Source organism: Mycobacterium sp. IS-836 (assembly GCF_001954275.1).
Classification (GTDB): Bacteria; Actinomycetota; Actinomycetes; order Mycobacteriales; family Mycobacteriaceae; genus Mycobacterium.
The window spans coordinates 1-20,222 of the sequence record NZ_MBEU01000010.1; the positions used below are offsets into that span (position 1 = coordinate 1).

General features: G+C 68.6%; 23 protein-coding genes, 1 pseudogene and 1 riboswitch. Of the genes and pseudogenes, 12 read left to right on the plus strand and 12 right to left on the minus strand.

The features are described 5' to 3' along the window. Positions 1-112 precede the first annotated feature (112 nt). Positions 113-208, plus strand: a pseudogene (locus A5747_RS25200) (DUF3071 domain-containing protein); the annotation flags it as partial. On the opposite strand, the gene A5747_RS04390 reads toward A5747_RS25200, so the two are convergent. The 3 genes from A5747_RS04390 to A5747_RS04400 are packed head-to-tail and all read right to left on the minus strand — an operon-like array spanning position 209 to position 1,736. Beyond that, entirely contained in the window at positions 209-487 is a 279-nt protein-coding gene (locus tag A5747_RS04390; protein ID WP_076057895.1) for a DUF2537 domain-containing protein, read from the minus strand. Continuing rightward, positions 484-1,308, minus strand: coding sequence for an RNA methyltransferase (locus A5747_RS04395; protein ID WP_076122450.1), 825 nt, complete (start codon positions 1,306-1,308; stop codon positions 484-486). Before A5747_RS04395 ends, A5747_RS04390 begins: the two co-directional genes overlap by 4 nt. After that, entirely contained in the window at positions 1,305-1,736 is a 432-nt protein-coding gene (locus A5747_RS04400) for a MarR family transcriptional regulator (RefSeq protein ID WP_076122451.1), read from the minus strand. The genes A5747_RS04395 and A5747_RS04400 overlap by 4 nt, the downstream gene beginning before the upstream one ends. 78 nt (positions 1,737-1,814) lie before the next feature. Here A5747_RS04400 and A5747_RS04405 point away from each other — a divergent pair, with 78 nt between their 5' ends. Continuing rightward, entirely contained in the window at positions 1,815-2,120 is a 306-nt protein-coding gene (locus A5747_RS04405; protein WP_076122452.1) for a DUF2530 domain-containing protein, read from the plus strand. Between the two features lie 9 nt (positions 2,121-2,129). Then, positions 2,130-2,585 carry an SRPBCC family protein gene (locus A5747_RS04410; RefSeq protein WP_076122453.1) on the plus strand — a complete coding sequence of 152 codons (456 nt, stop codon included), beginning with the start codon at positions 2,130-2,132 and terminating at the stop codon, positions 2,583-2,585. Here A5747_RS04410 and A5747_RS04415 read toward each other — a convergent pair. Next, entirely contained in the window at positions 2,582-3,439 is an 858-nt protein-coding gene (locus tag A5747_RS04415) for a DUF3027 domain-containing protein (RefSeq protein WP_142245449.1), read from the minus strand. The genes A5747_RS04410 and A5747_RS04415 overlap by 4 nt on opposite strands. Before the next feature lie 117 nt (positions 3,440-3,556). On the opposite strand from A5747_RS04415, the gene A5747_RS04420 reads away from it, so the two are divergent. Both A5747_RS04420 and A5747_RS04425 read left to right on the plus strand, forming a co-directional pair. Next, positions 3,557-5,215 carry an MFS transporter gene (locus A5747_RS04420; RefSeq protein ID WP_142245457.1) on the plus strand — a complete coding sequence of 553 codons (1,659 nt, stop codon included), beginning with the start codon at positions 3,557-3,559 and terminating at the stop codon, positions 5,213-5,215. Next, positions 5,212-5,700: a DUF2771 domain-containing protein gene (locus tag A5747_RS04425; protein WP_076122456.1), complete on the plus strand. Its 489-nt coding sequence runs from the start codon at positions 5,212-5,214 to the stop codon at positions 5,698-5,700. The genes A5747_RS04420 and A5747_RS04425 overlap by 4 nt, the downstream gene beginning before the upstream one ends. A 125-nt stretch (positions 5,701-5,825) precedes the next feature. Here the strand turns inward: A5747_RS04425 and A5747_RS04430 are convergent, their stop codons facing one another. The 3 genes from A5747_RS04430 to A5747_RS04440 all read right to left on the minus strand — a co-directional run bounded on the left by A5747_RS04430 (position 5,826) and on the right by A5747_RS04440 (position 9,292). After that, positions 5,826-6,830 carry a glutathione S-transferase family protein gene (locus A5747_RS04430; protein WP_076122457.1) on the minus strand — a complete coding sequence of 335 codons (1,005 nt, stop codon included), beginning with the start codon at positions 6,828-6,830 and terminating at the stop codon, positions 5,826-5,828. A gap of 14 nt (positions 6,831-6,844) precedes the next feature. Then, entirely contained in the window at positions 6,845-8,800 is a 1,956-nt protein-coding gene (locus tag A5747_RS04435; RefSeq protein ID WP_076122458.1) for an acyl-CoA dehydrogenase family protein, read from the minus strand. A gap of 84 nt (positions 8,801-8,884) precedes the next feature. Then, positions 8,885-9,292 carry a cold-shock protein gene (locus A5747_RS04440; RefSeq protein WP_076057904.1) on the minus strand — a complete coding sequence of 136 codons (408 nt, stop codon included), beginning with the start codon at positions 9,290-9,292 and terminating at the stop codon, positions 8,885-8,887. Between the two features lie 163 nt (positions 9,293-9,455). On the opposite strand from A5747_RS04440, the gene A5747_RS04445 reads away from it, so the two are divergent. From A5747_RS04445 to A5747_RS04460, 4 genes are all read left to right on the plus strand, one after another. Next, a complete protein-coding gene (locus A5747_RS04445; protein WP_076122459.1) occupies positions 9,456-9,857 on the plus strand; it encodes a YccF domain-containing protein in 402 nt (133 codons plus the stop codon). Further along, positions 9,854-10,933: a GTP 3',8-cyclase MoaA gene (gene moaA, locus A5747_RS04450; RefSeq protein WP_076122460.1), complete on the plus strand. Its 1,080-nt coding sequence runs from the start codon at positions 9,854-9,856 to the stop codon at positions 10,931-10,933. The genes A5747_RS04445 and moaA overlap by 4 nt, the downstream gene beginning before the upstream one ends. Next, positions 10,926-11,204 (plus strand): MoaD/ThiS family protein, encoded by a 279-nt coding sequence (locus tag A5747_RS04455; protein WP_076122461.1) that lies wholly within the window; start codon positions 10,926-10,928, stop codon positions 11,202-11,204. Before moaA ends, A5747_RS04455 begins: the two co-directional genes overlap by 8 nt. 205 nt (positions 11,205-11,409) lie before the next feature. Further along, positions 11,410-11,615: riboswitch (cyclic di-AMP (ydaO/yuaA leader) on the plus strand. A 12-nt stretch (positions 11,616-11,627) separates the two neighbouring features. Beyond that, positions 11,628-12,419, plus strand: coding sequence for a transglycosylase family protein (locus A5747_RS04460; protein WP_076122462.1), 792 nt, complete (start codon positions 11,628-11,630; stop codon positions 12,417-12,419). Between the two features lie 18 nt (positions 12,420-12,437). Here A5747_RS04460 and A5747_RS04465 read toward each other — a convergent pair whose 3' ends face one another. From A5747_RS04465 to A5747_RS04480, 4 genes are read right to left on the minus strand one after another with little or no spacing between them, the layout of a single operon-like run. Then, entirely contained in the window at positions 12,438-12,863 is a 426-nt protein-coding gene (locus tag A5747_RS04465; RefSeq protein WP_076122463.1) for a molybdenum cofactor biosynthesis protein MoaE, read from the minus strand. Next, a complete protein-coding gene (locus A5747_RS04470) occupies positions 12,860-13,342 on the minus strand; it encodes a molybdenum cofactor biosynthesis protein B (RefSeq protein ID WP_076122464.1) in 483 nt (160 codons plus the stop codon). The genes A5747_RS04465 and A5747_RS04470 overlap by 4 nt, the downstream gene beginning before the upstream one ends. Beyond that, positions 13,342-13,836 carry a cyclic pyranopterin monophosphate synthase MoaC gene (gene moaC, locus A5747_RS04475; RefSeq protein ID WP_076122465.1) on the minus strand — a complete coding sequence of 165 codons (495 nt, stop codon included), beginning with the start codon at positions 13,834-13,836 and terminating at the stop codon, positions 13,342-13,344. The genes A5747_RS04470 and moaC overlap by 1 nt, the downstream gene beginning before the upstream one ends. A 10-nt stretch (positions 13,837-13,846) precedes the next feature. Next, entirely contained in the window at positions 13,847-14,047 is a 201-nt protein-coding gene (locus tag A5747_RS04480; RefSeq protein ID WP_076122466.1) for a hypothetical protein, read from the minus strand. A gap of 113 nt (positions 14,048-14,160) precedes the next feature. On the opposite strand from A5747_RS04480, the gene A5747_RS04485 reads away from it, so the two are divergent. The 3 genes from A5747_RS04485 to A5747_RS04495 all read left to right on the plus strand — a co-directional run bounded on the left by A5747_RS04485 (position 14,161) and on the right by A5747_RS04495 (position 18,986). Next, positions 14,161-16,410, plus strand: a complete 2,250-nt coding sequence (locus tag A5747_RS04485; protein WP_076122467.1) for a helicase-associated domain-containing protein — start codon at positions 14,161-14,163, stop codon at positions 16,408-16,410. Positions 16,411-16,422: 12 nt separating this feature from the next. After that, positions 16,423-18,072 carry a DNA repair helicase XPB gene (locus A5747_RS04490; RefSeq protein ID WP_076122468.1) on the plus strand — a complete coding sequence of 550 codons (1,650 nt, stop codon included), beginning with the start codon at positions 16,423-16,425 and terminating at the stop codon, positions 18,070-18,072. 170 nt (positions 18,073-18,242) lie between these two features. Further along, positions 18,243-18,986, plus strand: a complete 744-nt coding sequence (locus A5747_RS04495) for an SDR family NAD(P)-dependent oxidoreductase (protein WP_076122469.1) — start codon at positions 18,243-18,245, stop codon at positions 18,984-18,986. A 33-nt stretch (positions 18,987-19,019) separates the two neighbouring features. Here A5747_RS04495 and A5747_RS04500 read toward each other — a convergent pair whose 3' ends face one another. Then, entirely contained in the window at positions 19,020-20,165 is a 1,146-nt protein-coding gene (locus tag A5747_RS04500; RefSeq protein ID WP_076122470.1) for a thiolase family protein, read from the minus strand. Positions 20,166-20,222: the final 57 nt, after the last annotated feature.

Genomic DNA, 20,222 nt, shown 5'->3' on the forward strand with positions numbered 1-20,222 from the left:
CCCCCCCCCCCCCCCCCCCCCCCCCCCCCCCCCCCCCCCCCCCCCCCCCCCCCCCCCCCCCCCCCCCCCCCCCCCCGGGCCCCCCCCCCCCCCCCCCCCCCCCCCCCCCACGCCTCAGGAGCAGCCGGTCCACACGCGACGTGGCAAGCCGGTCATTCCCGCGTGGGAGGACGTGCTGCTCGGGGTGCGCTCCGGCGGGCAGCGCTAACTACGACACCGCCAGCGCGAGCAGCGTCAGCCACGCTCCCGTCACACCGACGCCGGCACCCAACACAAACCACCGCAGCACCGGGGTGCGTCGCCATCCCCACAACGTCGGTGCCAGTCCCCCGGCCGCCACGACGTTGAGCCCGACGGCCAACAGCGGATGTACTCGCACCAGCCCGAGGCTGAGCACGACGATCGCGACCGCCGTGACCGCCGCGACAAACCCGGCCACCGTCAACCCCGTTGCCCACGGCACAGACTGGGAGCGCTGGTCGCTCACGGGCCGAGCCTAACCCGCTCGTAGAACGCCAAAGCCGCCGCGGTCGCGACGTTGAGCGAGTCGGTACCCCGCGACATCGGGATGCGTACCCGCACATCGCTCAATCGCAGCGTGGCCGGCGTCAACCCCGGCCCCTCGGCGCCCACCAACACCGCGACACGTTCATCGCGCGCCGCGGCCATCGCCTCGGCCAGCGCGCAGGCCTGGCCGTGCGGAGTCATCGCCAGCAGACGAAATCCCTTGTCCCTCAGCGTCATCAGGTCACCGGGCCAGTTGGTTGCCCGCGCGTACGGCACCAACAGCGCGTGACCCATGGACACCCGAACCGCGCGCCGATACAGCGGATCGGCGCAGCCGCTGCCGAAGACCACCGCTTCCACGCCCAGCCCCGCCGCGTTACGAAAGATCGAGCCCAGGTTCTCGTGGTCGTTGACGCCTTCGAGCACCGCGACCGTGCGGGCGCCGTCGACGACCTGCGGGACGCTGGGCTCGGGCACTCTCCTCGCGGCCGCCAGGACGCCCCGATTGAGGTGAAAGCCGACCACGCGCGCCATGACTTCGGCGGAGGTCCGGTAGAACGGCGCGGCGCAGTCGGCGAGGTCGGCTTTGAGCTCGGCCAGCCGGCGGTCGGTGCCGAGCAGGGCGTGCGGGCTGAACCGCGACACCAGCATGCGCTGCACGACCAGGACGCCTTCGGCGATCACCAACGCTTTTCCGGTGGGCAGATCGGGACGGCGGTCGACGCTGTTCAGGTCGCGGAAATCGTCGAGACGCGGATCGTCGGGATCGTCGACGTCCTGGACGTTCGGGCCGTCGGTCACGGGCTTTCGTCGACCAGGGCCAACATCAGATCGGCGGCCTCGCGCAAGGTGGCGCGCTTGTCGCCGTCGAGCGTCGCCAGCCGCTCTGCCAGCCACTCCTGGCGGGCTCGCCGGGCCGCCTTGACCAACTCGGCGCCGGACTCGGACACCGACACCAGCACCTGCCGGCCGTCGACGGGATGCGGGGCGCGGTCAACGAAGCCCTCGTCGGCCAGTGAGGCGATCACCCGGGTCATCGACGGCGGCCGGACCCGTTCCCGAATCGCCAGCGCGCCTGGTGTCATCGGGCCCTCGTTGGCCAGCGTCGCGAGCGCCGAAAGCTGCGACAGCGACACCGGCGACGACGGATTTCGGAAGCGTAGTTGGCGGGCCAGCCGCATGACGGCCAGCGACAAGTCACTGGCCAGCCGCGCATCGCTGTCAGGCATGGCGCGAGGTTACATCGGAAGCCCTTAACTAGGAACACGAACGCGCCCCACGCCGGAGCGCAGGCTATGTTGAGCGTGATGTCTGTAGCACCCGGCGAAAGCGCGCCCGGCGAGACCGGAGCTGGCGAAAGCCCGGAGGCGCCGGCCCTGCCGCCGATGCTGCTCCAGGTCTGGCCCGTCGTGGTCGTGGGCTTCCTGGGCTGGCTCGTCGCCGCGGCGGCCGCGTTCGTCGTACCGGCGCTCGAGGGTTGGCGACCGGTGACGCTCGCAGGGCTGGGCACGGGGTTGCTCGGTAGCAGCATCGTCGTGTTGCAGGTCGCCGCCGCACGGCGCGGCGACCGTGGCGCGCAAACCGGACTCGAAAACTATCTCGACCCCAAATAGGGAGGTGCAATGGTAGCCCCGCTACTGCAAGCGCAGGTCGATATCGACGCGCCGGCTTCGAAGGTCTGGGCGTTGATCTCCGACTTTCGGCGGATGCCCGAGTGGAGCCCGCAGTGTCGGTGGATGAAGCCCTTCGGCCCGCTTCGCCCCGGCACCCGCACGCTCAACCTCAACCGCCGCAAACGCTTGTTCTGGACCACCACATGCACGGTCGTCGAGGTCGTTCCGGAGAAGAAGTTGGCGTTCCGGGTCAACACCAATCGCACGATCTGGAGCTACGAGCTCGAGCCGAGCGGCGATGGCACCCGGGTGATTGAGAGCCGGCACGCCGAAAACGGCGTCAGCGCGTTCTCGAACGTCTCGGTGAAAACCCTCTTCGGCGGAACGTCGAACTTCGAACGCGAATTGGTCGAGGGCATGAACGCCTCGCTCGCGAACATCAAAGCCGCCGCCGAGAAAAGCTAGTCCGACGGCTCCGGGGTCGGCTCCTCCGACGATTCCGGCTGGGGCTCTTCCATCGGTTCCGGCGCCGGCTGCTCCGCGGGCTTGTCCATAACGTCGAGCACGCCGTCGTCGTACGGCTCATACATCGGCGAGCCGGTGCCCGCGGCGGCGGGCGTATCGGAATGCGCGCCGCAGCCGTACTGCTTGTCGACGATGTGCCCATCGGCGGAAAGCTCGTTGCCGCACACCCCGAACATCGCGCCGAGCGACCCCGCCAGCGGCAGGAAGAAACCACAGTCGCGGCACACGCGTTTGGTGGATCGCGCCATCGGCGAATCGGGACCGTAGTCCCCGGCGTGCCACCGTTCGGCGGCCTCGGCGCGCCCCCATGCGCTCATCACCCAGCGGCGGCCAAGCCCCACTTCGGCGGCGGTCTCGTCGACCTGCGGGTCGCCGCTGGCGGCGTAGCCGGGCACCAGCCGCGGGTCGTCTGCGGCCGGCGCCAGCAGGTCCCCGGGGCTCAAATCCCCTGGCCGCACCCGCTGGTCCCACGGCACCCATTCGGGCGCCAGCAGCGCCGTCGGCCCGGGCACCAGCACGACTTCGCTGATCGTCGCGTGATCGGCACCCGGATAGGCCGCGACGACGGCGGCCCACTGCCATCCCTGGTAGCCGGGCAGATGGGCCAGGAACCGGTGCGTGGCGGCGCTGGGATCTTCGTAGCTGACGCCCAGGTAATCCCCGACGGCCTCGGCGCCAGCGAACTCGACGACGGCCGCCCGGGCCGCGTCGACCGCACCCGTGAGCACCGCCGCCAACCCTGCCGGCCACTCGGCCTCGGTTGCTACGGCGGATTCCCCGATGGATCCGGTCACGCTGTCCCCTCTCTGCACTGCGCCTCCAATACTAGGTTGGCGAGCCACACCCGGTTGCCTGGCGGGATAGGACAGAATTGATTTGTGTCTGGGCGGCGGCGTGACGATCCCGGCCGGGTGGCCTCCCACCCGGGCCGCCGGACGCGCAACGAACCGGGCAACCAGCACCCGGGCATGGCCAACTACCCCGCCGACGACCACGACTACCGGCGGGCTCGCCGTTCGGTGCCCACGCCCAGCGCAAACCGCTATCTCCCACCGCTGGGCCAGCAGCGCGAACCGGACCGCCCGCCCACGCCCCCGCGTGGGCCCGCCTCCGGCGAACGGATCACCGTCACCCGCGCGGCGGCGCAACGAAGCCGTGAGATGGGCTCCCGCATGTACTGGATGGTCCAGCGGGCGGCCACCGCCGACGGCGCCGACAAGTCCGGCCTCACGGCGCTGACGTGGCCGGTGGTGGCGAACTTCGCGGTCGACTCCGCGATGGCCGTCGCACTGGCCAACACGCTGTTCTTTGCGGCGGCCACCGGGGAGAGTAAGTCGAAAGTTGCGCTCTACCTGTTGATCACGATCGCGCCGTTCGCGGTCATCGCTCCACTGATCGGCCCGGCGCTGGACCGCTTGCAGCACGGCCGCCGCGTCGCGCTGGCACTGTCGTTCGCTCTCCGCACGGCGTTGGCGGTGGTGCTGATCGTGAACTACGACGGCGCCACCGGCAGCTTCCCGTCGATGGTGCTCTATCCCTGCGCGCTGGCCATGATGGTCTTCTCGAAATCGTTCAGTGTGCTGCGCAGCGCCGTGACGCCCAGGGTGATGCCGCCGAGCATCGACCTGGTGCGGGTCAACTCTCGGCTCACCGTCTTCGGGCTACTGGGCGGCACCATCGCCGGCGGCGCCATCGCGGGCGGCGTCGAGTTCGTCTGCACCCACCTGTTCAAGCTGCCCGGGGCGTTGTTCGTGGTCGTCGCGGTCACGGTCGCCGGCGCCTTGCTGTCGATGCGGATTCCGCGCTGGGTCGAGGTGACCGCGGGCGAGGTCCCGGCCACCCTGAGCTATCGCAAGGACAGCAACCCGCTCCGGCGAAGCTGGCCCGAAGAGGTCAAGAAGGTCGGCGGGACGCTGCGACAACCGTTGGGCCGCAACATCATCACCTCGCTGTGGGGGAATTGCACCATCAAGGTGATGGTCGGCTTCCTGTTCCTGTATCCGGCGTTCGTCGCCAAGTCGCACCAAGCCGACGGCTGGGCCCAGCTCGCCATGCTGGGGATGATCGGGGCCGCAGCCGCGATCGGCAACTTCGCCGGCAACTTCACCAGCGCACGGCTGAAATTGGGCAGGCCGGCCGTGCTGGTGGTGCGCTGCACGGTGGCGGTGTGCGCGGTCGCCCTGGCCGCAGCCGTGGCAGGCAACCTGCTGGTGGCCGTGATAGCCACCCTGGTCACCTCCGGTTCCAGCGCGATCGCAAAGGCGTCCCTGGACGCGTCGTTGCAACACGACCTGCCCGAGGAGTCGCGGGCATCGGGGTTCGGACGGTCCGAGTCGACGCTGCAGCTGGCCTGGGTGCTCGGCGGTGCGCTCGGCGTCATGGTCTACACCGAATTGTGGGTCGGCTTCACCGCGGTCAGCGCCCTGCTCATTCTGGGGCTGGCGCAGACCGTCGTCAGTTTCCGCGGCAACTCGTTGATTCCCGGCCTCGGGGGTAACCGGCCGGTCATGGTCGAGCAGGAGACCTCGCATCGCGGCCATGGCCGGCGCCCCGCGGCGGTGCCGGAGTGAAACGCGGTGTGGCCGTGCTGCTTACGGCCGTGGTGGCATTGCTGGCCGTGGGGGCCGGAGTGGGAACCTGGCTACTCGTCCGCCGGCCCGGCCCGCAGCGACCCGAGATCAGCGTGTATTCGCATGGGCATCTGACCCGGGTGGGGCCGTACCTGTACTGCAACGTGCTCAACCTCGATGACTGTCAGACACCGCAGGCGCAGGGCGAATTGAAGGTCACCGACCGCTATCCAGTGCAGCTCTCGGTGCCCGAGGCCATTTCGCGGGCACCCTGGCGACTGCTGCAGGTATACGAGGATCCCGCCAACACCGCCACCACCATGTTTCGCCCGGGGACCCGGCTCGCGGTCACCATTCCAACGGTCGACCCGCATCGCGGGCGATTGACCGGGATCGTGGTGCAGTTGCTGACGCTGGTGGTCGATCCCTCCGGCGAGCTACGCGATGCCCCGCACGCGGAATGGTCAGTGCGCCTGGTTTCTTAGCGCGTTAGGGCGTTGAGTGTGCGCTCAGGGCGGCATCCAGCGACGTGTCGCCGCCGTCGGCGCACACTCGATTCGATTTCGCCCAACAAGTCGACATTCGGCGGAAAAAGCAGCCCCGAAAGGCGTTACGCGCCGTGACCGGCTGGAACCCGCTCGGCCTCGAGCGGCGCCCCGGGAGGTGTCCCGTCTCCGAAAGGCCTGCCTCCCAACGCTTCCCGGCCGTGTGGACTCAGCCAGCTAGCCAGGTCCGGCCCCTTGGGCACGATCCTGGTGGGATTGATGTCGGCGTGCACGATGTAGTAGTGCTGCTTGATTTGGACGAAGTCGATGGTGTCGCCGAAACCGGGCGTCTGGAACAGGTCGCGCGCGTATGCCCACAACACCGGCATCTCGGACAGTTTGCTTCGATTGCATTTGAAATGCCCGTGGTAGACGGGATCGAAGCGGGCCAGCGTGGTGAACAGCCGCACGTCCGCCTCGGTTATGGTGTCGCCCACCAGGTATCGTTGCGCGCTCAGGCGATCGCTCACCCAATCCAATGCGGTGAACAGCCGGTCGTAGGCGGCGTCGTAGGCCTGCTGCGACCCGGCGAAGCCGCAGCGGTAGACGCCGTTGTTGATCTCGGTGTAGACCCTCTTACTCACCTCGTCGATCTCGGCCCGCAGCGGCTCGGGGTATAGCTGCGGCGCGCCCTCGCGGTGGTAGGCGGTCCATTCCGTGGAGAAGTCCAGCGTCATCTGCGCGAAATCGTTGGTGACCACCGCGCCGGTCGGAACGTCGACGATCGCCGGGACGGTGATGCCCTTGGGATAGTCGGGGAACCGCTTGAAGTAGGCGTCCTGTAGCCGCGGGATCTTCAGCACCGGGTCGACGCCGCCCGGGTCGAGGTCGAAAGTCCAACTGCGCTCGTCGTGGGTTGGCCCGCAAAAGCCAATGGAGAGAACGTCTTCCAGGCCCAACAGCCGCCGCACAATGATCGTGCGGTTCGCCCACGGGCAAGCGCGGGCAACCACCAGCCGATACCGCCCCGGCTCGACGGGATAGCCGTCGCGCCCGTCCGCGGTGATGCGGGTGGTGATGTAGTTGGTGTCGCGGGTGAATTCACCCGACCCGGCAACGTAGGTGGCCATGACGACTGCGCCTCCTAGAGATTCGCCTCCGTCGGCGCGGCGGACACCGTCAGAAACCGCAGAGCCAGGTTGGTCTCGGTCGACTCGCCCGGTTCCCAGTGCGCGATCCACGGCCCGGTGCCCTCCGACTGGTCGACGATCCCCTCTTCGAGCCAGGTGTAGCGGCCCTCCATGACGTCGTGGGTCAGCTGGACGTCGGCGCTGTCGGTGTTGCTCCACAGTTCGTGGAACAGCGCCTCGACGCGCAGGGTCGCCTGCTGGCAGAACGTCGCGGCCAGCTCGTAGGCTTGCTTGCCGACGTTCGGGTCGGCGACCCGCTGGCCCTCGGCGCGCACGCACACCGCGGACATCGCGAACAGCTCGGCACCGATATCGACGATGCGGCCGAGGAATCCCTGCCGTTGCTCCAGCTTGGCCTGCCACCGTGCCATCCCGTAGAAGGTGTTGCGGGCCAGCTTGCGGGTGGAGCGTTCGACGAACCGCAGGTGTGACGCCAGCGGCCCGAACTCGCTGTAGGCCTTCGGTCGCTGCCCTTCGCCAAAGACCAGCTGCGGCAACCACTTTGCGTAAAACCCGCTTGCGCCGACCGCCGCGGCGGCCTTCTGCTTCAGCCCGGCGTCGGCCTTGGCGAGGTCGCCGGCGGCGCTCAAATGGGCATCGACCGCTTCGCGGGCGATGAGCAGCCTCATGATCTCGCTGGATCCTTCGAAGATGCGATTGATCCGCAGGTCCCGCGCCACCTGCTCGACGGGCACCGCGCGCTCGCCGCGCGCGGCCAGCGACTCCGCGGTCTCATAGCCCCGCCCACCCCGGATCTGCAAAACCTCGTCAACAATCAAGCAGGCCATCTCGCTGGCCCACAATTTGGCCAACGCCGCCTCGATGCGGATGTCGTTGCGGCCCTCGTCGGCCATCTGCGAAGACAGCTCGAGCACCGCGTCGAGCGCGTAGCACGTCGCGGCGACGAACGAGATCTTGCTGGCCACCGCTTCGTGTTTGGCCAGCGGCTTGCCCCACTGCACACGCTCCCCGGACCATTCGCGCGCGATCTTCAGCGCCCACTTGGCCGACCCCGTCGCGCTCGCGGGCAGCGACAGCCGTCCGGCGTTGAGTGTGGTCAGCGCGATCTTGAGCCCGTCGCCTTCGCGGCCGATCAGATTTTCGCTGGGCACCCGAACGCGGTGCAGCCGGGTCACGCCGTTCTCGATGCCGCGCAGCCCCATGAACTTGTTGCGCCGCTCCACGGTGATCCCGGGCGCATCGGCCTCGACCACGAATGCGCTGATTCCGCCGCGGTGGCCGTCGCTCTTAGGCACCCGGGCCATGACCACCAGCAGTTCGGCGACGACTCCGTTGGTGGTCCACAACTTCACGCCCTCGAGTTCGTACGCCTTGCCGTCTTCAATCGGAGTGGCCGTCGACGCCAGGCGCGCCGGGTCCGAGCCCACATCGGGTTCGGTAAGGAGAAATGCCGAGATGGCCCCAGCGGCGCACCGCGGCAAGAACTTCCGCTTCTGCTCGTCGGTCCCGGCGAGTTTGAGCGGCTCGGGTACCCCGATCGACTGATGGGCCGACAACAGCGCGCCAAGACTGGGATGGACGCTCGAAATCATCATCAGCGCGCGGTTGTAGGCGACTTGCGACATGCCCAGGCCGCCGTATTCGGCCGGTATTTTCATGCCGAAGCAGCCCAATTCGGCCAGGCCCTTCACGTATTCATCGGGAATCTGCGCGTCGCGCTCGACGACGCTGCCGTCGACGGTGTCCAGAAACTGCCGCAGCTTGTCGAGAAACGCGCGGATGCGCTCCTCGTCGGCGTCGGACGGTTTGGGAAATGGGTGGATGAGCTCCAACGGAAAACGCCCGAGGAACAACTCTTTGGCGAACGACGGTTTATCCCAACCACTTTCGCGGGATTCCTCGGCGAGAGCTCTCGCCTGCTCCTCGGTGACTTGCGCCTGCTGTGCCATCGCAGCCTCCTCGCTCAATTGTCGCGAGTTGAATACCCACTCTGGGACATTACTCACGAAGGAAGCCGGCGCACAGCGTCGGATTTAGGCGTCGAGCTCCCGCGCGACCGCCTTGACCACCTCGGAAACCCGGCGCGCCGTCTTGCGGTCCGGGTAGCGCCCCTTGCGCAACTCCGGCTGCACGGTGCTCTCCAGCAGCGTGATCATGTCCTCGACCATGCCGTGCAGCTCGTCGGGGCTGTGCTTGTGCTCGGCGGGTCCCTCGCGGCGCGGCCTGGACAGGCTGGGCGGCGGATCGATCAGCTTGAGGCTCAACGCTTGCGGTCCACGCCGGCCCGACGCCACGCCGAACTCCACCCGCTGCCCGGCTTTGAGGCCCTCGACACCCGCGGGCAACGCCGACGAGCGGACATAGACGTCCTCGCCGTCCTCCTGCGACAGGAAGCCAAACCCCTTGTCGGCGTCGTACCACTTCACCTTGCCGGTCGGCACTCGTCTCACCTGCTTGTCTAACGGATAACTAGGAATGGACAACACAAGAAGCGCCCCGCCTGTGCAGGACGCGATGCGGATTCAGATCCTACTCGGATGGCTGCCCGCCCAGCACCCCCGTTTAGGGGTTACTCGGTAGGCTGGGAGGACCGCTGGAGGAGATATGCGCCTGATCCTGAACATTATCTGGCTTGTATTCGGCGGCCTCTGGATGGCCGCCGGATACTTGCTGGCGGCGCTGATCAGTTTTCTGCTCATCATCACCATCCCCTTCGGCTTCGCCTCGCTGCGGATCGCGTCCTACGCGTTGTGGCCATTCGGCCGGACGATCGTCGAAAAGCCGACCGCCGGCACGGGCGCCCTGATCGGAAACGTCATCTGGATATTGCTGTTCGGATTGTGGCTTGCGATCGGTCATCTGGTGAGCGCGGTGGCCATGGCGATCACCGTCATCGGCCTTCCGCTGGCGCTGGCCAACCTCAAATTGATCCCGGTGTCGCTGATGCCGCTGGGCAAGGAAATCGTTCCGGTCGACGCGCCGGCCGTAGGACGGGTGGCCGCATGACCCTGACCGCTCTCGGTCTCCCGACCGTGCCCGGCACCAATGCGAGCCGGACGCACGGCGACGCGCCAACCGATGGCCCGTTGCTGGACACGTACGGCAGGGCCGCCACCGACCTGCGGGTGTCGCTGACCGATCGCTGCAACCTGCGCTGCAGCTATTGCATGCCCGCCGAAGGGCTCGACTGGCTGCCCGGGGAGCAACTGCTGCGGGCCGACGAGCTGACCAGGCTGATGCGCATCGCGGTGACCCGGCTCGGCATCACCAGCGTGCGGTTCACCGGCGGTGAGCCGCTGCTGGCCCGCCATCTCGAAGAGGTCGTCGCCGCCGCGGCCGGCCTGCGGCCCCGACCGGAGATCTCGCTGACCACCAACGGTGTCGGACTGGCGCGCCGCGCCGCAGCGCTCGCCGAGGCGGGACTGGACCGGGTCAACATTTCCCTGGACACCGTGCACCGGGCCCGCTTCGCGGCCATCACCCGCCGGGACCGGCTCGGTGACGTGCTGGACGGCTTGGACGCTGCGAAGGCGGCGGGTCTCGCGCCGGTGAAGGTGAACGCCGTGCTCGATCCCGCCACCGGGCGCGAGGACGTCGTTGAGCTGTTGCGGTTCTGCCTCGAGCACGGCTACCAACTGCGGGTCATCGAGCAGATGCCGCTGGACGCCGGACACCAGTGGCGCCGGGATGCCGCACTGACGGCCGACGACGTGCTGGCGGCGCTGCGCCCGCACTTTCGGCTGCGGCCCGATCCCGCGCCGCGTGGGTCGGCGCCGGCCGAACTCTGGCTGGTCGACACGGGCCCGAACACGCCGGCCGGAAAGTTCGGCGTCATCGCCTCGGTGTCGCATGCCTTCTGCTCGACGTGCGATCGCACCCGGCTGACGGCCGACGGTCAGATTCGCAGCTGCTTGTTCGCGGCCGAGGAGACCGACCTCCGCGGCCTGTTGCGTGGCGGCGCGCCCGACGACGCGATCGAGGCGGCCTGGCGTACTGCGATGTGGGGCAAGCCCGCCGGCCACGGCATCAACGACCCCAACTTCATCCAGCCCGACCGGCCGATGAGTTCGATCGGTGGCTGAACTTCCCGTCGAACCGGACGGAATTCGGGTCACGGTTCGCTACTTCGCCGCGGCGCGCGCCGCCGCCGGAGCCGAATCGGAGTCGGTGATCCTGCGGCCGGGCACCACTGTGGCCGAATTGGTTGAACGACTGGCGGTCCCGGGTACTCGTCTGGCCACGGTGCTGAGCCGATGCTCGTATTTGTGCGACGGAATCGCCGTTCGCGACGAAACCAAGGCGTTGCGATCGGGTGACACGGTCGACGTGCTCCCGCCGTTCGCCGGCGGCTGACGGTGTGAAACGCGTCACATAACGGATTGATAACGGCGCGGACACGCTCCGATCTCGGGCGCGCTGACCTGCGCGATCGCGCGGCGTTCCTGGCGGTTTTCCTGATGACCGTGAGCGAAACGCCGGGTGTCGCCCAACGTGACGAGACCAACAGAACCCGCTAGCGTCTCCGGAGGCTCGCCAAGTTACCGGTGGCGTTCCTCCCCTCCCTATCGCGCCGAGCTCCATCCAATAGGGCGGGGAATCCGTACCTGGATGGAGGCGGGGGACCCACCGGTCCACCGTGATCGGACTGGAGTCGCATGCGGCTCCTTGGGGTGAAGCCAGTGTCGTCGGCAGGACGACGCCGGCCGGGTAGCCTCTCCAACCCGAACCCGACAGCTGACCTCGCAGGCGCGAACGAGAGAGGAAATTTCGGCGCGCATGAGTGGACGGCACCGTAAGCCCACTAGTTCCAACATCAGCGTCGCCAAGATCGCCTTTACCGGGGCGGTACTTGGTGGCGGCAGCATCGCCCTGGCCGGTCAGGCCGCAGCGGCCACCGATGGCGAATGGGATCAAGTAGCCCGTTGCGAGTCGGGTGGCAACTGGGGAATCAACACCGGCAACGGCTTCTACGGCGGTGTGCAATTCACCGCAGCCACTTGGGCCTCGCACGGCGGCGGCGAGTACGCCCCGTCGGCCCAGTTGGCCACCAAAGATCAGCAGATCGCGGTCGCTGAGCGCGTACTGGCCACCCAAGGCCGTGGCGCCTGGCCCGTGTGCGGTGGTCCGCTGTCGGGCCCGACGCCGCGCGAGGCTCCCGCGCCCGTGCCGGCCGGCCTGGATCTGCCCTGGCTCAACGGCGGGCCGCTGGCACCGCCGCCGTGGCTGGCGCCGCCGCCACCGCCGGACGCTCCTCCGCCGGCAGACGCGCCGCCGGCGGATGCGCCGCCCGCGCCTCCCGCCGACGCCCTGCCTCCGGCACCCCCGGCCGACGCCGCGCCTCCGGCCGATGCGCTACCGCCGGCACCTCCGGCCGACGTGATGCCGCCCGCGCCACCCGCGGACGCCGTGCCACCCGCGCCACCGGCTCCAGGTGACCTGAACACCGCTTCCGTTGACCACGTGTCGCAGGTCGGCTACACCAGGCAGCTGTGGCAAGCGATCCAGGGTCACGACATCCACGGCAACGACGCGCTGGACGCGATCGCGCAGCCGTCCGGTGCTCGCTGAGGGTCTAGGCCCTTAGTCCTAGGCGGAGCCGACCCATTCGTCGGTTCCGTCGTCGAAGAACTGGTGCTTCCACACCGGTAGCCGCGCCTTGATGGTGTCCACCAGTTGGGCGCAGGTCGCAAACGCCGCCTGCCGGTGGTCGGCGGCGACCGCAGCCACCAGCGCCGCCTCGCCGATGTGCAGCGCGCCGATCCGGTGGCTGGCCGCAACGGCGCGCACCCCGCTGGACTGCTCGGCGACCTCCGCCACCACCTCGGCGATGACCTCCCCGGCCGACGGGTGCGCGGAATACTCCAGCCGCACCACCCTGCGTCCGCCGTCGTGGTCGCGAATCATGCCGACGAACCCGACGATGGCCCCCGCCGACTGATGGCCCACCAGCTCTTCGTGCTCGGCCAGACAGATGGGTTGCTCGGTCATGGCGGCGCGCAGGACGAGCGTCATCGCTCGTGATCTTTGCCTGCGAGTTGGTCGAGGGCGTGGTCGAGAACATCGGCGAGCACCCCGAGGCCGTCCTTCACCCCGCCGGGTGAGCCGGGCAGGTTGACGATCAGGGTGCTGCCCGCCACGCCGCACACCCCGCGCGACAGCATCGACGTCGGCACTTTCGGCAGCCCGGAGCGGCGGATCGCGTCGGCCAGTCCGGGGATCATGTAGTCCAGCACGGCCACGGTCTGGTCCGGGGTGGAATCGCTGGGCGAGATGCCGGTACCACCCGAGGTGATGATGACGTCGACGCCGTCGTCGACCGCGGCACGCAGCGCCTCACCAACCGGGTTGCCGTCGGCGACCACCTCCGGTTCCGCGGGCGAAAACCCGTGTTGCCCAAGCCATTCGGTAATGATCGGCCCGCACCGATCGTCGTACACACCGGCCGAGGCGCGGGTCGAAGCAATGATCACTCGTGCGGATCTCGCGCCCATCACCGTGTCCAATTTCCGGTTTTGCCGCCCTCTTTGCGGAGCACCCGAATGTCGTCGATGCGAGCGGACGGGTCAACCGCTTTGATCATGTCGTAGAGCGTAAGCCCGGCCACGCTGACGGCGGTCAGCGCCTCCATCTCGACACCGGTACGGTCGGTGCTGCGCACCGTCGCCGTGATCTCGATGTCGGACTCGCCGACGGTGAAATCCACGTCGACTCCCGTCAGCGCGAGCTGGTGGCACAGCGGAATCAGGTCGCTGGTTCGCTTTGCTGCCAGAATGCCCGCCACCCGCGCGGTCGCCAGCGCATCGCCCTTGGGCAGGCCGCCGGTCGAAATCAGCGCTACCACCTGTGCCGAGGTCCGCAACGCGCCGGCGGCCACGGCGGTGCGCTTGGTCGCGCCCTTCTCGGTGACATCGACCATGTGCGCCGCCCCCCGCTCATCCAGGTGCGAGAGCGAGCCCGGTCGGGATGCCCCGGATGCCGCAGCCATGGCTGGCGGCCTACCGGTTGACGACGGTGACCGGGTGAACGTACGGCAGGTCGTCGGAGGGCAGCGGGAACGTCAGGTCGCCGAAAGGGGACAACGCACCCGTCCGATCGGTTGCCAGTTCGCTCACCGCGTGGTCATCCGGGTCCGTCGTCGGCCAGCCGTTGTCGACGTACCGGGTCTTGCCCGCGTTGTCCTCAGCAATGTCAGCCACGGGTCCATTCTGACAGGTCGCACCGGAGGGCGTGACGCAAGCCCGCGGGCGCCCAATTCCGGCGTCCTCACCGTCGCCGCGAGGGTCCGGCCGCTGCTTTACGCTGGTCAGCAATGACCGACAACACCCCGGACATCCCGCTGGGGTCCTGGCTGGCCGACTTGTCCGACGAGCGGCTCATCCGACTGCTGGAACTACGGCCGGACCTCGCTCAGCCGCCACCCGGCAGCATCGCCGCGCTGGCGGCGCGCGCCGTCGCCCGGCAATCGGTCAAGGCTGCCACCGACGAGCTCGACTTCCTGCGGCTGGCCGTGCTCGACGCCCTGCTGGTGCTGCAGGCCGAGACCGCACCCGTGCCGACCGCAAAGCTGCTGGCGCTGATCGGCGACCGCGCTCCCGAAGCCGACGTGATGGGCGCGCTCGACGACCTCCGGCAGCGCGCCCTGGTGTGGGGCGACGCCGCCGTCCGGGTGGCTCCCGACGCGGGCACGGCGTTGCCGTGGCACGCGGGCCAGGTCACGCTCGAGGACACCGCGCGCACCGGCGACGAGATCACCGGCCTCATCGCCGGGCTCGACAAAGCGCAGCTGGAGGTGCTGGAGAAACTGCTGCAGGGATCTCCGATGGGGCGCACCCGCGACGCCGCGCCCGGCGCCCCGGCGGATCGACCCGTACCGCAGCTGCTGGCGAAGGGGCTGCTGCGCCGGATCGATGCCGAGACCGTGATCCTGCCCCGCCACGTCGGGCAGGTGCTCCGCGGCGAGCAACCCGGGCCGATGCAACTGGCCGCCCCAGACCCGGTGGCGTCGACGACCACGCCCGAGGATGCCGATGCGGCGGCGGCCGGGGCCCTCATCGACCTGCTGCGCGAACTCGACGTGCTGCTCGAAAACCTCGGCAGCACACCGGTTCCCGAACTGCGCAGCGGCGGATTGGGGGTCCGCGACGTCAAACGCCTGGCCAAGACAACCGGCATCGACGAGCCGCGGCTGGGCCTGATCTTGGAGGTCGCGGCCGCGGCCGGGTTGATCGCGAGCGGGATGCCCGATCCGGAGCCCGCCAGCGGCGACGGGCCGTATTGGGCGCCAACGGTAGCCACCAACCGGTTCAGCGCGATGTCCACCGCTGAGCGTTGGCACCTCCTGGCCACCACCTGGCTGGACCTGCCCGGGCGGCCGGCATTGATCGGCACCCGGGGCCCGGACGCGAAACCGTATGGCGCCCTGACGGATTCGCTGTACTCCACGGCCGCCCCACTGGATCGCCGGCTGTTGCTGGGGATGCTCTCCGAGCTGCCGCACGGTGCCGGAGTCGACGCCGCGGCGGCGTCGGCGGCGCTGATCTGGCGGCGCCCGCGCTGGGCGAGACGGCTGCAGCCCGGACCGGTCGCCGACCTGCTGAACGAGGGCCACGCGTTGGGCCTGATCGGTCGTGGGGCGATCAGCACCCCCGCCCGCGCGCTACTCGACGAAGCCGTCGACCCCGCCGTCGCGATCGATGCGATGACGCGGGCACTGCCCAGGCCGATCGACCACTTTTTTCTGCAGGCCGACCTCACCGTCGTGGTGCCCGGGCCGCTGCAACGCGATCTCGCCGAGGAATTGGCGGCCGTTGCCACCGTCGAATCGGCCGGCGCGGCGATGGTGTACCGGATCAGCGAGCCATCGATCCGGCACGCACTCGACATCGGCAAAACCCGCGACGGGATGCACGCATTTTTCGCCAAGCACTCCAAAACGGCAGTGCCACAAGGACTCACCTACCTCATCGACGATGTTGCACGCAGACACGGGCAGCTTCGAATCGGCATGGCCGCGTCGTTCGTGCGCTGTGAGGACCCAGCCCTGCTGGCCCAGGCCGTAGCGGCCGCCGACGATCTGCAGCTGCGTGCCCTGGCGCCGACTGTGGCCGTGTCGCCCGCACCGATCGCCGAGGTGCTCGGCGCCCTCCGGTCCGCGGGTTTCGCCCCGGCGGCCGAAGATTCCTCCGGCGCCATCGTCGACGTGCGACCCCGCGGCGCCCGCGTGCCCACGCCGCAGCACCGTCGCCCCTATCGCCCACCGCCGCGCCCCACCGGCGAGACGCTCAACGCGGTCGTCTCGGTGCTGCGCAAGGTGACCGCCGCGCCGTTCGGCAATATCCGCGTCGATCCCGCGGTCACCATGTCGCTGTTGCAGCGCGCGGCCAGGAATCAGGACACGTTGGTGATCGGCTACCTGGACGCCGCGGGCGTGGCCACCCAGCGGGTGGTTTCGCCGATCACCGTCCGCGGCGGGCAGCTGGTGGCCTTCGACTCCGCCTCCGGGCGGCTGCGCGACTTCGCCGTCCACCGCATCACATCGGTGGTGTCGGCGGACGACTGAATAATGGGAGATATGACCGACGGGCCGTTGATCGTGCAGTCCGACAAGACGGTGCTGCTCGAGGTGGACCACGAGCTGGCCGGCGCCGCGCGCGCCGCCATCGCCCCGTTCGCGGAGCTGGAGCGGGCGCCCGAACACGTGCACACCTACCGCATCACGCCGCTGGCGCTGTGGAACGCCCGCGCGGCCGGCCACGACGCCGAGCAGGTCGTCGACGCACTGGTCAGCTTCTCGCGCTACGCGGTGCCCCAGCCGCTGCTGGTCGACATCGTCGACACCATGGCCCGCTACGGCCGGCTGCAATTGGTCAAGAACCCCGCCCACGGCCTGACGCTGGTCAGCCTTGACCGCGCGGTGCTCGAGGAAGTGCTCCGCAACAAGAAGATCGCACCGATGCTCGGCGCCCGCATCGATGACGACACCGTCGTCGTCCACGGCAGCGAGCGCGGCCGGGTCAAGCAGATGCTTCTCAAGATCGGTTGGCCCGCGGAAGATCTCGCCGGCTACGTCGACGGCGAGGCGCATCCGATCAGCCTGCACCAGGACGACTGGCACCTGCGCGACTACCAGCAGATGGCCGCGGACTCATTCTGGTCCGGCGGTTCTGGCGTGGTGGTACTGCCCTGCGGCGCCGGCAAGACGCTGGTCGGTGCGGCCGCGATGGCGAAAGCCAGTGCGACGACGCTCATCCTGGTCACCAACATCGTCGCCGCCAGGCAATGGAAACGGGAGCTGGTGGCGCGCACCTCGTTGACCGAGGACGAGATCGGCGAATACTCCGGCGAACGCAAGGAAATCCGGCCCGTCACCATCTCGACGTACCAGATGATCACCCGCCGCACCAAGGGCGAGTACCGCCATCTCGAGCTCTTCGACAGCCGCGACTGGGGGCTGATCATCTACGACGAGGTGCATCTGTTGCCGGCACCGGTGTTCCGGATGACCGCCGATCTTCAGTCCAAGCGGAGACTGGGCCTGACCGCCACGCTGATCCGCGAGGACGGCCGCGAGGGCGACGTCTTCTCCCTGATCGGCCCGAAACGTTATGACGCGCCGTGGAAGGACATCGAGGCGCAGGGCTGGATCGCGCCGGCCGAGTGCGTCGAAGTCCGCGTCACCATGACCGACAACGAACGAATGATGTACGCGACCGCCGAACCCGAGGAACGCTACCGGTTGTGCTCGACGGTGCACACCAAAATCGCTGTGGTCAAATCGATTCTGGAAAAGCACCCCGACGAGCAGACCCTGGTGATCGGCGCCTACCTCGATCAGCTCGACGAGCTCGGGGCCGAGCTGAACGCTCCGGTCATCCAGGGTTCGACGCGGACCCGGGAACGCGAAGAGCTATTCGACGCCTTCCGCCGTGGCGAGGTGCCCACGCTGGTGGTGTCGAAGGTCGCCAACTTTTCCATCGACTTGCCCGAAGCCTCTGTCGCGGTGCAGGTCTCGGGAACCTTCGGCTCCCGCCAAGAGGAAGCCCAGCGGCTGGGCCGATTGTTGCGGCCCAAGCACGACGGCGGCGGCGCCATGTTCTATTCCGTGGTCGCGCGCGACAGCCTGGACGCCGAGTACGCCGCACACCGGCAGCGCTTCTTGGCGGAGCAGGGCTACGGCTACATCATCCGCGACGCGGACGACCTACTGGGCCCGGCGATTTAGAGTTGTGAACCGGTAGCATTCGCTGCGCCGAACGTGTACGCCCTGCGAAAAACTGACGGAGATTTCGCAATGAGCACCCGTTGGGTGAAACTGCCCGATTCACCGCGGCCGACGGCGGATACGCCGGGCCATCTGGCCGACCGCGCGCTGCAAGGCTTACCTTCGGTGTCATGGACGAACGTATCGCGCTCAGCAACCGTGTCGCTTTGGTCACCGGCGGATCCCGGGGAATCGGTCGGGGCATCGCGCAGGCACTGGCACGGGCTGGGGCGGCGGTTGCGGTCAACTACCGCCATCGGCAGGACGAGGCGGCGGCAACGGTTGCCGAGATCGAACGGACCGGAGGCAGGGCGATCTCAGTGCGGGCGGACGTGGCCATGCGGTCCGAAGTGGAGGCGATGGCCGGGCAGGTCGGATCCGAGCTCGGTCCCATCGACGTGCTGGTGAACAACGCCGGTATCGCCACCATCCGCGGTGTGGAAGACATCACCGAAGAGGACTTCGACGAGACGCTGACGGTCAATTTGAAGTCGGCGTTCCTGTGCACCCAGGCCGTAGTCCAGGGGATGCGGCAGCGAGGCTGGGGACGGATCGTGAACGTCTCGTCCGTCGCCGCTCGCGGCGCGGGAAACATCGGTGTGCATTACAACGCGTCCAAGGCAGGTCTGGAGGGCCTCACCCGCGGCTATGCCGCGCGCCTTGCCGCCGATGGGATCACCGTTAATGCCATAGCGCCCGGGCTCATCGACACAGAAATGGCTGTGCCGCTGAAGGAATCGGGTGTCGCGGACCGTCTGCCGGTCGGCCGCATCGGCACACCCGACGAGATCGGTCAGGCGGTCCTCATGATGATCGGCAACGGTTTCCTCACCGGGCAGACGCTAGCGGTGAACGGCGGCGGAAGTTTCCTCTGACGCTCGACATTCACCAGTTTCATGCCCGGCGATTTAGAGCGACAGGATGGTCGCCGACGCGGTGCCGGGCGCGCCATACACCTGCGCCAGGCCGACGCGCGGGTTGCCGGGCACCTGGCGCTCGCCCGCCTCGCCGCGCAGCTGACGCACCAGCTCGTGCACCTGCCGCAGCCCCGACGCGCCGATCGGCTCACCGTTGGCGATCAGCCCGCCGTCGGTGTTGACCGGGATCGAGCCGTGGATCTCGGTGGCGCCGTCGGCCACCAGCTTCTCCTGCTCACCGTCGGCACACAGCCCCGTCTCGGCCATGTGGATGACCTCGGCGCCCGCGTCGGTGTCCTGCAGCTGGGCGATGTCGACGTCCTCGGGGCCGATGCCGGCGGCGTCGTAGGCGGCTTTGGCCGCATATACCGTCGGGGAGGCGTCCTCGTCCAACGGCGCCGACGTGGCGTGCACCTCATAGGCGCCGTAGCGGCGGGTGCGGATCTCGCAGGCTCGCACGTACACCGGCTTGTCGGTGAACTTGTGGGCCATGTCGGCGCGGCACATGATCACCGCGGCGGCACCCTCGTCGGGCGCGCAGAACATGTACTGCGTCAACGGGTAGTTCAACACCGTCGAGTTGAGGATCTCGTCCTCGGGAATCGCCTTGCGGCGGAAGGCGTTCGGGTTCAAGGCGCCATTGCGGAAGTTCTTGGCGGCCACCTTGGCCAGCGTGGCCTGGGAGATGTGGTGGTCGTGGATGTACTTGTTGGCCTTCATGCCGAAGAACTTGGTGGTGACGAACTGCCCGTTCTGGGCGTACCACTGCGGCAGCGCGAGCTTGGCGGGGTCGTCGGTGAAGGCGCCGCGCGGGTGCTTGTCCAAACCGATGGCGATGCCGAGGTCGTACTTGCCCAGTCGAATGGTGTCGGCGGTCTGCTGAATGGCGCTGGCCGCGGTCGCGCACGCGTTGAAGACGTTGGTGAATGTGATGCCGGTGAGCCCGACCAGCCGTGTCACCGCGTCGGGGTTGGACACCTCGTGGCTGCCACCGAAGCCGAACTGGATGTCCTTCCAGTCCACGCCGGCGTCGCTCAGCGCCGACTGGATGGCCTCGGCGCCCATCTGCATCGCGGTCTTGTCATGCCTGCCGAATGGATGCAGGCCCACACCGATGATGGCCACGTCGTTAGTCATCTCAGGTTCCTTCCCTCAGACAGATGTGGCGACCCGCTTCACCCGGCTTCGCCGCGC

Excerpts from the sequence above, each read along its gene's own strand:
- moaC (WP_076122465.1), bottom strand. The coding sequence starts at position 13,836 with ATGGCTGCGGCATCCGGGGCATCCCGACCGGGCTCGCTCTCGCACCTG.
- A5747_RS04405 (WP_076122452.1), top strand. The coding sequence starts at position 1,815 with ATGTCTGTAGCACCCGGCGAAAGCGCGCCCGGCGAGACCGGAGCTGGC.
- A5747_RS04410 (WP_076122453.1), top strand. The coding sequence starts at position 2,130 with ATGGTAGCCCCGCTACTGCAAGCGCAGGTCGATATCGACGCGCCGGCT.
- A5747_RS04445 (WP_076122459.1), top strand. The coding sequence starts at position 9,456 with ATGCGCCTGATCCTGAACATTATCTGGCTTGTATTCGGCGGCCTCTGG.
- A5747_RS04485 (WP_076122467.1), top strand. The coding sequence starts at position 14,161 with ATGACCGACAACACCCCGGACATCCCGCTGGGGTCCTGGCTGGCCGAC.
- A5747_RS04470 (WP_076122464.1), bottom strand. The coding sequence starts at position 13,342 with ATGGGCGCGAGATCCGCACGAGTGATCATTGCTTCGACCCGCGCCTCG.
- A5747_RS04430 (WP_076122457.1), bottom strand. The coding sequence starts at position 6,830 with ATGGCCACCTACGTTGCCGGGTCGGGTGAATTCACCCGCGACACCAAC.
- A5747_RS04460 (WP_076122462.1), top strand. The coding sequence starts at position 11,628 with ATGAGTGGACGGCACCGTAAGCCCACTAGTTCCAACATCAGCGTCGCC.
- moaA (WP_076122460.1), top strand. The coding sequence starts at position 9,854 with ATGACCCTGACCGCTCTCGGTCTCCCGACCGTGCCCGGCACCAATGCG.
- A5747_RS04465 (WP_076122463.1), bottom strand. The coding sequence starts at position 12,863 with ATGACGCTCGTCCTGCGCGCCGCCATGACCGAGCAACCCATCTGTCTG.
- A5747_RS04500 (WP_076122470.1), bottom strand. The coding sequence starts at position 20,165 with ATGACTAACGACGTGGCCATCATCGGTGTGGGCCTGCATCCATTCGGC.
- A5747_RS04435 (WP_076122458.1), bottom strand. The coding sequence starts at position 8,800 with ATGGCACAGCAGGCGCAAGTCACCGAGGAGCAGGCGAGAGCTCTCGCC.
- A5747_RS04495 (WP_076122469.1), top strand. The coding sequence starts at position 18,243 with ATGGACGAACGTATCGCGCTCAGCAACCGTGTCGCTTTGGTCACCGGC.
- A5747_RS04400 (WP_076122451.1), bottom strand. The coding sequence starts at position 1,736 with ATGCCTGACAGCGATGCGCGGCTGGCCAGTGACTTGTCGCTGGCCGTC.
- A5747_RS04490 (WP_076122468.1), top strand. The coding sequence starts at position 16,423 with ATGACCGACGGGCCGTTGATCGTGCAGTCCGACAAGACGGTGCTGCTC.